The sequence below is a fragment of the Candidatus Igneacidithiobacillus taiwanensis genome, from assembly GCF_031962545.1.
GTDB classification, from domain to species: Bacteria; Pseudomonadota; Gammaproteobacteria; order Acidithiobacillales; family Acidithiobacillaceae; genus Igneacidithiobacillus; species Igneacidithiobacillus taiwanensis.
On sequence record NZ_JAVRKK010000059.1, the window covers coordinates 1 to 12500 of the forward strand.

The following is a 12500-nucleotide window of genomic DNA, read 5'->3' on the forward strand; positions in this document are numbered from 1 at the left end:
AGGGGTCACTGATGACTGCCCTGAAATACAGCAAACCTTTTGAGATTCATTTGAATATACTCGGCGAAATACCCGTCGATTTTGAAATTTGATCGGACTTCTATTATGCCGCACCTTTTTTCTGCAGATCCAAACTATACTGGAAAAAATTTGCCAGCTTGGTTTTTATTCAACAATTATCTGCAGAAGAAGCTTGACCTGCCCATTCGATTCACTCCTTTCCTGGATATCGAGACATGTAGATCTTCTGTTTTCGAGCGTCGTATAGACATCATTTATGCCAACCCTTTCGATTGGGTTCGGTACGTCCAAAAATTGGGCTATATACCTTTGGTCAAACCTCGCGATCACTTTGATGAGGTTTTCCTCTGTACGCAATCAGAGCGTGCCAACCCGCTTGAGGGTGAGCAAGATGATCCGATTCGTATTGCCTCTGCAAGTCAAGAAACTTTGGTGCACATGGTCGGTCTATTTTTGCTCGATAAACTTGCTATCGATCGTGCTCGTTTGCAGTTTGTCTATACTGGAAGCTATCAAACTGTTATCAAGGCGCTGCTACGTAAGGAAGTTGACGTTGGCTTTGTTTTTAACGAGGTATACGCTTCGACGACGCCAATTATTCGGCAGTCGTTGCGTATCCTTGCTGAGTCGGACGATGGGTTTGCCTTTCATGCTTTGTGTATTTCGCCAGCGCTTCTAGCACGCCGCGACGATTTTATTGCGGTCCTCCGCGATATGCACCAAGATAAACAAGGTAAGTCGATTCTTGCAGAAATCGGTTTTACAGGTTTCGAACCAGTTACCCTTGAAGAGACGGAGTGTTTAAGCGCGCTTGCCGACGAGTACATTACGGGACACGAAGCCCTTGATATTGGCAAGACGTCGACGCTAGATGTCGATGATTCTAAGTTTCTCATTGCGCGTAAAGATGAAGACTAGCACCGTGCCTATACAAGCTCTGGAAGACTTCGGGCCGCGCCGCTAAGGTTTTTTCGTGGTTCGCTATTGTGCTGTAAGGAATCAACAAGCGCTCCAGTCCTCCCAAACGTAGAGGGCTGATGTTGTGAGTAGGCGCGTTTGGGAAATATTTCCATCTTGATTTTGAGCTCGCACTACATGCGTTGGCCGGACAGTGGCGAGCGATATGAGAATGGCTATGTGCGAAAGATGGATGTGAGATCCCGTTTCATCTCATTTCCGTATCTGACTTTACTAGCCAATTGGTGCCCAAGGCCGGACTCGAACCGGCACGGCATAAGCCGAGGGATTTTAAGTCCCTTGCGTCTACCGATTTCGCCACTTGGGCAGGTGGGGCGAGTATACCAGCGCTTGCTGGCCTTGTCCTCGGGTGCGGGGTTCAGGCGGCTTTGTCGAGGAGGAGGCGGGCTTGCTCGGCAACGGCACGGTCGCCATCTTGGGCGGCTTTTTGCCACCAGTAGATGGCGCGGTCCATATTTTTGGGTACCCCCCAGCCGTGGGCGTAGGCGGTGCCGAGTTGCAGCTGCGCGGCGGCATCGAGATTTTCGGCGGCTTTCTGCCACCAATAGGCCGCAAGCGGGAGATTTTGTTTGACGCCATCACCAGCGGCATAGGCAAGACCGAGCTCGTACTGCGAGGGTCCATCGCCGAGCTTGGCCGAGCGCTGTAGTTCGGCAATTTTGGCACTGCTGATTTGGTCTGCGGCAAAGCCGCTGAGGGGGGCGACAATCGATACGCTGAGGGCGAGGAGTAGCGGGGCAATCTTTGTGGTCATGGGAACGAGCTGTCCGTGTTTCGATGTTGTATAAGACTACTACAGATCTGCGGAGTTCCAAAAACGAACAAGGGGCCAGAAGGCCCCTTGCACGACGCTACAGAGCTTTGTCTTAGCTCTTCTTGGCTTCAGCCTTCGTGGCCATTTCCTTCTTCATCGGAGCCTTCTTTTCCATCTTCTTGTGCTCGATTTTCTTATGCTCCATCTTCTTGTGTTCCATCTTGTGCATGGCCTTGTGCTCGGGGGCCTTCTTCATTGGAGCCTTGTGCATCTCGGCCTTGGCAGCCGGCTTTTCCGGGGCGGCAGTGGTGGTAGCAGCAAAAGAGCTGGAAACGGCAAAGAGGGAAGCCAAAGCAACAACGATAGCGGAAGTTTTCACAGACATGGGTTGTCTCCTCAAAAAGTGATGTTGAACTGCGCTTGCTGTAAAGCAAGGTATGTGCCAATGTTGCAAGCCTATGAAATATATAGCGTTGCTAGATTCTTCCCCAAAACCGGAGGTCGTTGCTGTTGGGGTTGCCCGACGCAATCCATGGCAAAGTACTAACTCTATGAAAACATACTGTAATATTGTTGTCAGATAGCGACGAGCATGCTGGAGACGTTAATCTAGAGACTGTAGGCTGGCGAAGCGCCGGTAGACCGGCGAGCGCTGCAGAAGCTCGGCGTGGGTGCCCGTAGCGGTAATGCGGCCAGATTCGAGCACCACGATGCGATCGGCATCGCGAATGGTCGCCAGGCGGTGCGCGGCGACCAGGGTGGTGCGGCCGCGGATGAGCTCCGCCAGGGCTTCTTGAATCAAGCGCTCATTTTCGGCGTCGAGGGCGCTGGTGGCCTCATCGAGAATCAGAATCCGCGGATCGCGCAGCAGGGCGCGGGCAATGGCCAGTCGTTGTCGCTGCCCGCCGGATAGGGTAATGCCCTTTTCGCCAACATGGGTGTGGATGCCGTCGGGCAGCCCTTCAACAAACTCATCGACCCGTGCGGCGCGCATGGCCGCGCGTAGGGCAGCCTCGGAGGCGCCGGGCCGGGCCAGGAGAATATTGTCGGCCACGCTCAGGGAAAAGATGGCCGGATGTTGGGGGACGATGGCGATCTGCTGGCGCAGGTCGTGTACCCGCAGGCTGGCGATGTCTTGCCCGTCTAGGAGGATGCGCCCTTGGCTGGGGGCGTAATGGCGTAATAGTAGGTCGAAGATAGTGCTTTTGCCGGCGCCCGATGCCCCCACCAGGGCGAGGTGCTCACCGGCGGCAATATCGAGGTCGATGTCTTCGAGGGTGGGGATGTCACTGCGGCTAGGGTAGGCAAAGAATACCCGTTCAAAGCGCAGACTGGCAGCAGTGCTGGCGGCGGGTAGGGGAGCTGTTGGGCTGTCCGGTGCCTCTTCCGGTTCTTGCTCGAGAAGGGCGAGCAAGCGTTCGATGGCGCCCAAAAGGCGGCCGAGCTGGCCCCAAAGACTACCCAGAGAGGAGAGGGCAGAAGTAGCAAAGAGGGCGTAGATGAGGAAGGCGCTGAGGTCGCCTATGCTGGAACGATGATGCAGGATGCGCCAGCCGCCGAGGTAGAGCATGCCGGCGAGGAGAAGAAAGATCAGGAAACCGCTGAGCAGCGAGGCCCAGGCCTGCACCCGAATGCGCCCGCGTACTTGGTCGAGAACGCCTTCGATGCCTTCTTGATAGGTGTCGTTGGCAGCACTTTCGCGGGTGAGGGCCTGCACGGTGCGGATGGCATTGATGCTCTCTTCGGTATGAGAGGAGAGATCGGCGAGGTAGTCTTGCTCGTTGCGGCTGTACCGGCGCTGCAGGCGTCCCGAGCGCAGGTTGATCCAGAGCAGGGGCGGTACGACGATGACCACAGGCAGAACCAGGAGTGGGGCGGTTACCAGCATCAAAATCAACGATCCAATCAGGGTCAGCCCATGTTGCAAGGCGCCACCGAGTACCCCGGCAAGACCGAAGCGGAGAATGGTGACGTCGCTGCTCAGCCGCGAGATGACTTCGCCGGTGCGGAATTTCTCGTAGAATAGGGCCGGTAGATGCAGGGCGTGGGCAAAGACCTTGGCGCGCAGGTCGGCAACTACCTTTTGCCCAATCCAGGTGGCGAGGGCCTCGCGGGCGGCGCGGGCGGCGGTGGTGAAGATGCCGAGCAGAAGCAGGCCGACACTAGCCAGGAGCAAGAGGCGGGCGTTGTGAAAGCCGTGGTCCAATAAATAGCGGGCACCCTGGGGGAGGGCCAGGGTACCGGCGGCGCTGAGCAGCAGCGCCAAGAAATACAGCAATAGCATCCAGGCGTGTAGGCGCAGAAAGGGCAGTAGGGCGGCCAAGGCATGCCAGTTTTTGCTGGTGGGACGTTGCCAAGGGTTGGCGGCCATTGCTGCTCCAAAGCGCGTTGAGAGCGCCATCATAGCCGCTGCTGCAGGTGGGGTGAAATCGGGAACTCGTGGCGGCGAGTCTTGGTCTTAGGGATACTTGGTATGGGTTGGATTCGTTGGAGAGCTTTGTATGCAAAAGAAGACTGCAACTTGGATGAAGACTGGTATTCTGGCGGGCGTACTGGCGAGCGTTGCCTTGAGTGGCGCCGCCTTGGCTTCGCCTTTTGTGTTGATCAATGGGCAGCAAGTACCAGCGCATGTGGAACAGAAGACCATTCACATTCCGGGCGGTGTCATTCATATCGAAACGGTGAGCTACGGCAGCGGCCCCCAGGCGAATGTTGCCTATCGTCCCCTCGATGCCGCCCAAGCGCAGGCCCTGATGCAGCAGAACTTGGCACAGATGCAGGCAATGCAGGTGGCCATGGATCGGCAAATGGCAATGATGCAGCAAATGATGCAGACCGCTTTTGCCATGCCCGGGATGCCTATGGCGCAGTCACCCTTGCAGGTGTTTTTCCCAGTAATTTCTTTGCCGTCGCTGCCGGCGGCGGTACCGCAGCGTCCGGCCCAGCCCGCGGGGGTGGCGCCTTGGCAGCAGGGAATGTATCAGGTGCACTGGCAGCAGCCTGAGCATCCCGCGGCTGCCCCCGCCAATCCAAAGATTCCGCTCTGATTCCTGGCGGGGTTTTGGTCCAGACGGCGTCCTGCGGGGCGCCGTTGTGTTTTAGCGGCGCACGACCTTGTCGACCCGTGCCTGGTCCCGGGGTTTGATGACGAGGCGGTCGATATTGACATGCTCCGGTAGGCTGAGCACCCAGCGGATGGCCTCGGCGATGTCTTCGGCACGCAGAGGCGTCATTCCTGCGTAGACGGTCTTTGCGGCCTTGGCATCGCCGGCAAAACGCACCAATGAGAACTCTGTTTCTACTAATCCGGGATCGATTTCGGTAACGCGAATGGGGCGTCCCAGCCACTCCAGGCGCATGGTTTCGCTGAGGGCGCGGACGGCGTGCTTGCAGGCGGTGTAGCCGGCACCGCCGGGGTAGGTCTCCTCGCCGGCCACGGAGCCGATATTGATGACGGTAGCGGCGCTGGATTGCTGCAGCTGCGGCCAGAGGGCGCGAGTAACCCGCGCCAGCCCGAGAACATTGCTCTGGTACATCTGCAGCCAGTGCTCCTCGTCAAATTCCACCAACGCTTCCTTGCCGAGGGCGCCGCCGGCATTGTTCACCAACACGTCGACGGGGCCTGGGATTTGCGCGGCAAAGGCAGCTACCGAGTCGCTCTGGGTCACGTCGAGGGGGAGGGCGGTGCCGCCGTAGCGCTGAGCAAGCTCTTCGAGACGCTCCAGGCGGCGCGCGCCGAGAAAGACGTGGTAGCCGGCTTCGCTCAGGTGCTGCACGGTGGCGGCGCCAATGCCGGAAGATGCCCCAGTTACCACAGCAGTTTTTTGCCTCGTCTCCATGCAGCATATACTCCTTGGTCGCCACGAAAGTGCTTGGTCTTAGGGTAGTGCAGTGGTCTTGCCACTGCAAAGCCGTGGGCGGATGCGTGGCTGCGTAGTGTGGTGAGAGCGGAGCTGCTGGGCAGGATTTTGTCTGCCTACGCGCTTGCGCTACCATGCGCGTTTTCCTTTCTCGAAGCGCCGCATGCACTTTGCCCTCTTCTTCCAGATCTTCAATTTCATTGGGATTTTTGTTTTTGCCGTGAGTGGCGCCATGCGTGGCGTGCGGAATGGTCTGGACCTCTTTGGAATCCTCGTGCTGGCGGTGGTAACGGCAGTTTCCGGCGGTATTTTGCGCGACCTGCTCATTGGCGCCATCCCGCCGCAATCCATACAAGATTGGCACGGTATTGCGCTGGCGCTGGTAGCCGGGGTGTTGGTGTTTTTCTTTCATCGCGTTTTTGAGCGGTTGCAGTATCCGGTGTTGCTCTTCGATGCCGCAGGCCTTGGTCTCTTTGCGGTAACGGGCACGCAAAAGGCCCTGGATTATGGACTGGCTCCAGAAATGGCGGTGATTTTGGGGGTAATCAGCGGCATTGGCGGCGGTATGGTACGCGATGTGTTGAGTGCCCAAGTGCCGGTGGTGCTGCGCGGCGAAATCTACGCCTCGGCGGCCTTGCTTGGTGCCGTCCTGCTTCTTGGTGGCGATTGGTTGCACTTGCCTTCCTGGCTCAGTCTGCTCTTTGGTGCTAGCTGTACCTTCCTCTTGCGCAGTTTGGCGATCTACCGCCACTGGACCCTGCCCCGCCCACGTTGAGGTCGCGAAGACGGGGCTTGCATTCGCTCCATTTACTGTATAAAAATACAGTTAACGGAACAGGAGATGCAGGTTGTGGAAGCCCTAACTCGTCGCCAGCAGCAAATTCTTACGTGGATTCAAGAGCAAATTGCCAAACAGGGGATGCCGCCTACCCGCGCCGAGTTGCAGGAAGCTTTCCGCTTTCGCTCTCCCAACGCCGCAGAGAGCCATCTACGTACCCTGGCGCGCAAGGGGTACCTGCAGTTGCAGGAGGGTAGGGCACGAGGTATCCGCCTGATGAGCGAGTTGGTGGCGGAAATGGGCTTGCCGGTGGTTGGGCGTGTTCCGGCAGGGCAGCCGATTTTGGCAGAAAGTCAGCAGGAAGGACGCCTACCCATAGATGCGCAGCTCTTTCCCGGTGCCGATTACCTGTTGCGGGTACAGGGTATGAGTATGCGCGATGCCGGCATCCTCGATGGTGATTTATTGGCCGTGCAGCGCAGCAGCGAGGCGCACAACGGGCAGGTGGTAGTGGCGCGGGTGGATGGCGAAGTCACGGTCAAGCGCTGGCGTAAAGAAGGACACCAAGTATTTTTGCTCCCGGAAAATCCGGATTTTTCTCCCATAGTAGTCGATTTGCGCAAGCAGGATCTCCGCCTGGAGGGTTTGGTGGTGGGCTTGCTGCGCCTAGGAGGTCTGTGATGAAAACCGCCGTCGAAGAGCTGTTGACCCGTTATCCCCAACGCCTATGGCGTGCCCAGGCACAGCAGCCCAGAGGCCCGTTGCAAGACCCCGGTCATGAGGATGTCCGGGACTTGTTGGGCGGCTGGCCGCGGGGAGCGATCACCGAAATCCACAGCCAAGTAGAAGGCATTGGCGAACTGCGTTTGCTCTTGCCCACCATTGCCGCCCTCAGTCAGCAAGAAAAGCGCTGGGTGCTCTGGTGTTTGCCGCCCTATGTTCCCTACGCCCCCGCCCTTGCGGCAGCGGGGGTTCGTCTCGATCGCATGCTGGTGCTCCATCCGCGGCAGCGACAGGATCAGCTCTGGGCCCTAGAGTCTGCCCTGCGTTCTGGCACGTGCAGCGCTGTGCTGGCCTGGCCGCCAGCATTGGAAGAGGGCACGCAGCGACGCCTGCAATTGGCCGCCGAGGCGGGTAATTGTATGGGATTCTTCTTCTTTCGCGACCGCCAGAGTGCGCGCAGCACGGCCGCCCTACGGCTGCGTCTGCAACCGGCGGGAGAGCAAGTGTGCATGCAGGTAGAAAAACGCCGGGGAGCGAGCCTGCCTGCAGCTGCCAATCTGGAGCTGCCGCTGGCCATCTGAGTGGGATGTCATGGGGGAGGAATGGCTGGCTGTTGTTTTTCCCGCTCTGGCGGCCGAGCTCTGGAATGTGGACGGGCGCTGGCCGGGGGTATGGATTGCCGATGCTCGCCAGCGGGTGTGGCAAATGGACGTGGGGGCAGCGCGGCGTGGTGTGCAGCTGGGCATGAGTGCCGCTCAGGCGCGGGCTTTGGCCCCCGAGCTACAAACCGTACGGCGCGATCCCGAGCAGGAAAGCAATCTCCTCGATCGATGTGCGCAGCTTTTGTATGCCTGGGGGCCTAAGGTGGTGGCGCTGCAAGAATGGCCGCATGTTCTGGCGGTGGAGCTGCGCGGCAACCGCCATTGGCAGACGCATCCGCAGCGGCTCTTGCAGGCATTGCAGGACTTTGCCGGCGAGTACCTGCGCTATCAGCTCGGCTTGGCGCCAACGCCCCTGGCGGCGGCCTTGCTGGCTTGGCAGGGGCAGGCGGGGACGCTGGCACGTTGTCCTCCAGGCGTCGATTTTACCGAATGCTGGCAGCAAATCCCTTTGGCGCTGCTTCCCGCCAATGCCGCTTCCCTGGCGCGCTGGCACAGTTTGGGCCTGCGTAGCTGTCGGGATTGGTCTGCCCTCGACCGGCGTGAACGGGCGCTACGCTTTGGTGCCGACTGGGAGAGCTTCTTCGACCGCTTGCGCGGTATTCGGCCGGATCCGCGGCCGGCCTGGCCTTGGCAGGAGGAATGGCTGGTTTCCTTTCCTCTATTGCAGGAGGTTACCGATTGGCAGGGCCTGCGCTTTCCGCTGCGGCGGGCCTTCCAGGAGTTGCGTCTGCGTTTGCAACAGCGCGCCTGCTCGCGTTGGGAACTCCTCCTGCAAGGGCGCGACGAGCAATATCGCGCCTTGTTGCAAAGTCGTGATCCCCTCACCAGTGCCGACTTTTTTCTGCAACTCTGGCAGGAGCGCCTACAGCGGCAACCCTGGCAATTTGCGGCACGTCAGCTGCAGTTGCGCGCCCTGGAGGCGCAAGACTGGGGTGGGGAACAGCAGACATTTTGGGAGCAGGGTTTGCTTCATCGGCAAGGGCGTTGGCTGGATCTTTGGCGAGCCCGGCTGGGGGCAGAAAATGTCTATCAGCTCCGTCTGCGGGCCGAGCATCGCCCCGAACTCGCCTGGCAGCGGGACAGCAGCGGGCAATATTGCGCTCCCAACCCGAGTCTGCCTGCTTTTTCCTGCCCTCGGCCCTTGTGGCTCCTGCCCCAAGCACAGGCCATTCCTTCCCTGGCGATCGTACTCGATCCTAGCACCTGCGAGCGGGTGGAGGGCGGTTGGTGGGATGGTAACGATATCGCCCGCGATTATTTCCGCTGGCGGCGTGCGGATGGTGCCCAATGTTGGGTATTTCGCGATTGTCGCTCCGGACGCTACTTTTTGCATGGATACTTCGCCTGAGCCGCTCTACGCTGAGCTCCATTGCCTCAGCAATCTGAGTTTTTTGCGTGCCACGGCTAGTGTCGAGACGCTGCTCGACCGGGCCAAGGAACTAGGCTATAGCGCCCTGGCCATTACCGAGGAATGCGGCCTCTACAGTGCTCCGCGCGCCCATGTGCATGCCCGCAGTATCGGTCTACCCCTACTGTTGGGCAGTGAGCTACACCTCGAAGAAGGCCTGCAGCTGGTTCTGCTCATCGAAAATCGCCAAGGCTATGCTGCCCTGACGCAGCTGATTACCGCGGCAAGGGGGCGGGCGGAGAAGGGGGCCTATCGAGCCTTGTTGGCGGACCTGCTACCCCTTACGGGTTTGCTCGCCATCCTCTTGCCGGATTATCGCCAAGAACCCGCAACCCAAGTCGCCGCCATCGATGCCCTCTGCCAAGCCTGGGGAAGCGAACGCCTGCGCTTTGGTGTGGCCCTGCTCGCTACCGGCGATCATGCGCAGCGTTTGCAGGGCCTGCAGCGCTGGCAGGAGCGTTTTCCCTTGGCGGCGCTGGCGTGCACAGGGGTCTTGCTGGCGCGGCGTTCCGAGCGCTTTCTCCTCGATGTACTCACCGCCATCCGTTTGGGTAAGCCTCTGGCAGAACTGGGCTGGGACTTGCCGAGCAGTGGCGAACGACACCTGCGTTCGCGTCGGCGCCTGTCCGAGCTGTATCCGCCCGCCTTGCTCCACGAAACCCTGCGCGTTGCCCAGCGCTGTCGGTTTTCTTTGGACGAATTGCGTTTTCGCTATCCACAAGGAGGCAACGCGGCGAATCGACATCCCCAGGAACTCCTGCAGCGCGAGGCGGAGGAAGGGCTGCGGCGACGGTATCCGTCGGGGGCGCCCGAGCGGGTGCAGAAGCAACTTGCCGAGGAGTTGCACATCGTTGCCGAACTCGACTATGCCAATTATTTTCTCACGGTTTACGACATCGTCTGCTTTGCTCGCGGGCGCGGCATCCTCTGCCAGGGACGCGGTTCGGCGGCCAACTCGGTACTCTGCTTTGCCTTGGGCATCACCGAGGTCGATCCGAGTCGTGCGCATCTCCTGTTTTCTCGCTTTTTGTCGCGGGAGCGCGGCGAACCGCCAGACATTGACGTCGACTTTGCCCACGAGCGGCGCGAGGAAGTCATTCAGTACGTATTCGCGCGCTATGGTCGCCGCCATGCCGCCCTGACGGCGAGCATCATCCACTATCGGCCGCGCAGTGCCATGCGCGATGCCGCCCGTGCCCTGGGCTTTTCGACCGATGAGCAGGACCAGCTCACCCGGCAGCTTGCCTGGTGGGATGGTCGGCGGGTGCTACCCGAACGTCTGCAGGCGGCAGGCTTTGACCCCGAAAGCCCAGCGGTGCAGCGATTGATCATTGTCGTCAATGCCTTGGTAGGGCTTCCTCGTCATCTTTCGCAACATGTGGGCGGAATGGTCTTGATGGAGGATCCGCTCCCACGCCTGATTCCCGTCGAGCCCGCCCGCATGCTGCAGCGCACGGTGCTACAGTGGGACAAGAATGATCTCGATCTCCTTGGCATTCTCAAGGTCGATCTCCTTGCTTTGGGGATGTTGAGCGCACTGGCTCGCTCCTTACAAGATTTGGGGCTGGAACTGGCGGCCATCCCGGCCGAGGACCCTGCCGTGTATGCCATGTTGCAACGCGGGGAGAGTCTGGGGGTCTTTCAGGTGGAGTCGCGAGCGCAGATGAGCATGTTGCCGCGCCTGCGCCCGCGCTGTTTTTATGATCTGGTAATCGAGGTGGCCATCATCCGACCAGGGCCGATTCAGGGCGGCATGGTGCATCCCTATCTGCGGCGCCGGAATGGTGAGGAAGCCGTTGTCTATCCGGGGCCGGAGGTGCAGAAGGTCTTGGAGCGCACCCTGGGGGTACCCATTTTTCAGGAGCAAGTGATGCAGATTGCCATGGAGGCGGCGGGCTTCGATGGCGATGCGGCCGATGGCCTGCGGCGGGCGATGGCTGCTTGGCGCCGTAAAGGGGACTTGGGGCCCTACGAGCAGCAGCTGCGCGCCGGCCTAGCGGCGCACGGCTACGATGCCGGCTTTGCCGAGCAGCTTTGCGAACAGATTCGCGGTTTTGCCGAGTACGGCTTTCCCGAATCCCATGCTGCCAGTTTTGCGCTTTTGGTCTACGCCTCGGCATGGATCAAGTGTCATCATCCCGCCGTGTTCACTGCTGCATTGCTCAACAGTCAGCCCATGGGCTTTTATGCCCCGGCGCAAATCGTCCAAGAGGCGCAGCGCCAGGGGGTGCAGGTGCTGCCGGTAGATCTACGCTACAGCCACTGGGAAACGCGAGCCCGAGGACGGCGAGTGCGTCTTGGACTGCATTTGGTCAAGGGTTTGCCGCGCGAGGATGGCGAACGCTGTTTGACCTGGCGGGAAAGCGGTGGTGCTTTGCTGCCGGCAAGCCTCTTGCAGGACGCCGGGGTGGGACGGGGAAGCCTCGAAAAACTGGCGCGTGCCGGCGCCTTCGATAATCTTCTAGGCTCGCGTCGGGAGGCGCTTTGGCAGGTTTTGAGCCTGCAGAAGCCGACGGCCCTGGGCCTGCCGCCCAAAGCAGCGCGGCCCTCGGGATTGCCACCGGCCTCGGCTGCTAGCCTCTGTCGGGAGGACTATCAGCAACTGGGCCTGAGCTTGGGGCCACATCCGCTGGCCTTTTTGCGGGATCGTTTGCGCCAGGCAGGCTACCCCAGCATTGCCGAGACCTTGCGTAAACCCTCGGGCGCTTGGGCGGCAGTGGCGGGCTTGGTAACCCATCGGCAACGACCGGGCACCGCCCATGGCACGGTATTTTTGACCATCGAAGATGAATCTGGCCGCGCCAATCTGATTATCTGGCCGCAACGAGTAGAGTCTTGGCGCCAAGCCATTCTTCAAGGACGCGCCCTGGCAGTGCAGGGCCGCCTGGAAAAAACCGGCCCCTACGTCCACAACATCATCGTCGAGAACCTACAGGATCTCAGCCCACAACTAGCCAAAATTTCTACGCATTCCCGTGATTTTTGCTAAGGGATGATACTATTTTTTTCTTTTGATGGTCTGGCGTGCAGGAACCTCGGGAAGCGCTCTGGTAGTATAGATGGCATTGGTACATTATGACATCACGGCTAAACCATTTCTTTATAATAGTAATTTTCCAAGAACATCCATATCCTGATTTTCACTGCGAAAATAGTAGAAGTTTGACAGCACATATTTATTGTGCAATGGTAAAAAAGAATTTGCTGTATGGGAGACTTGGCCGGCTCAAAAATGAAGTGCAACACCTTTGGTCCAAGGAGACTGGAGGTGAACAATGGGCAACCAGTATCAGCACTTGAGCATGGATGAGAGAAA

11 protein-coding genes and 1 tRNA gene are annotated in these 12500 nt (G+C 59.3%); 7 read left to right on the forward strand and 5 right to left on the reverse strand.

The window, feature by feature from the left end:
- Positions 1-105: 105 nt before the first annotated feature.
- Positions 106-939: a phosphate/phosphite/phosphonate ABC transporter substrate-binding protein gene (locus RTI30_RS08585; protein WP_312262974.1), complete on the forward strand. Its 834-nt coding sequence runs from the start codon at positions 106-108 to the stop codon at positions 937-939.
- A 282-nt stretch (positions 940-1221) separates the two neighbouring features.
- Here RTI30_RS08585 and RTI30_RS08590 read toward each other — a convergent pair.
- From RTI30_RS08590 to RTI30_RS08605, 4 genes are all read right to left on the reverse strand, one after another.
- A tRNA-Leu gene (locus RTI30_RS08590) sits at positions 1222-1306 on the reverse strand.
- 51 nt (positions 1307-1357) lie between these two features.
- Positions 1358-1753, reverse strand: a complete 396-nt coding sequence (locus tag RTI30_RS08595) for a tetratricopeptide repeat protein (RefSeq protein ID WP_312262973.1) — start codon at positions 1751-1753, stop codon at positions 1358-1360.
- Between the two features lie 112 nt (positions 1754-1865).
- Positions 1866-2138, reverse strand: coding sequence for a hypothetical protein (locus RTI30_RS08600; protein ID WP_312262972.1), 273 nt, complete (start codon positions 2136-2138; stop codon positions 1866-1868).
- A gap of 219 nt (positions 2139-2357) precedes the next feature.
- A complete protein-coding gene (locus RTI30_RS08605) occupies positions 2358-4124 on the reverse strand; it encodes an ABC transporter transmembrane domain-containing protein (RefSeq protein WP_312262971.1) in 1767 nt (588 codons plus the stop codon).
- A gap of 130 nt (positions 4125-4254) precedes the next feature.
- On the opposite strand from RTI30_RS08605, the gene RTI30_RS08610 reads away from it, so the two are divergent.
- Positions 4255-4800: a hypothetical protein gene (locus RTI30_RS08610; RefSeq protein ID WP_312262970.1), complete on the forward strand. Its 546-nt coding sequence runs from the start codon at positions 4255-4257 to the stop codon at positions 4798-4800.
- 51 nt (positions 4801-4851) lie between these two features.
- Here the strand turns inward: RTI30_RS08610 and RTI30_RS08615 are convergent, their stop codons facing one another.
- Positions 4852-5592, reverse strand: coding sequence for an SDR family oxidoreductase (locus RTI30_RS08615; protein ID WP_312262969.1), 741 nt, complete (start codon positions 5590-5592; stop codon positions 4852-4854).
- Between the two features lie 184 nt (positions 5593-5776).
- Here RTI30_RS08615 and RTI30_RS08620 point away from each other — a divergent pair, with 184 nt between their 5' ends.
- The 5 genes from RTI30_RS08620 to RTI30_RS08640 all read left to right on the forward strand — a co-directional run bounded on the left by RTI30_RS08620 (position 5777) and on the right by RTI30_RS08640 (position 12173).
- Complete coding sequence (locus RTI30_RS08620) at positions 5777-6388, forward strand: trimeric intracellular cation channel family protein (protein WP_312262968.1); 612 nt, start codon at positions 5777-5779, stop codon at positions 6386-6388.
- A gap of 75 nt (positions 6389-6463) precedes the next feature.
- Positions 6464-7072, forward strand: a complete 609-nt coding sequence (gene lexA / locus RTI30_RS08625; RefSeq protein ID WP_312262978.1) for a transcriptional repressor LexA — start codon at positions 6464-6466, stop codon at positions 7070-7072.
- Positions 7072-7695, forward strand: a complete 624-nt coding sequence (gene imuA, locus RTI30_RS08630) for a translesion DNA synthesis-associated protein ImuA (protein ID WP_312262967.1) — start codon at positions 7072-7074, stop codon at positions 7693-7695. Before lexA ends, imuA begins: the two co-directional genes overlap by 1 nt.
- Before the next feature lie 10 nt (positions 7696-7705).
- On the forward strand, positions 7706-9124 hold the full coding sequence (locus RTI30_RS08635; protein ID WP_312262966.1) for a hypothetical protein: 1419 nt from the start codon (positions 7706-7708) through the stop codon (positions 9122-9124).
- On the forward strand, positions 9108-12173 hold the full coding sequence (locus tag RTI30_RS08640; protein ID WP_312262965.1) for an error-prone DNA polymerase: 3066 nt from the start codon (positions 9108-9110) through the stop codon (positions 12171-12173). The genes RTI30_RS08635 and RTI30_RS08640 overlap by 17 nt, the downstream gene beginning before the upstream one ends.
- Positions 12174-12500 lie beyond the last annotated feature (327 nt).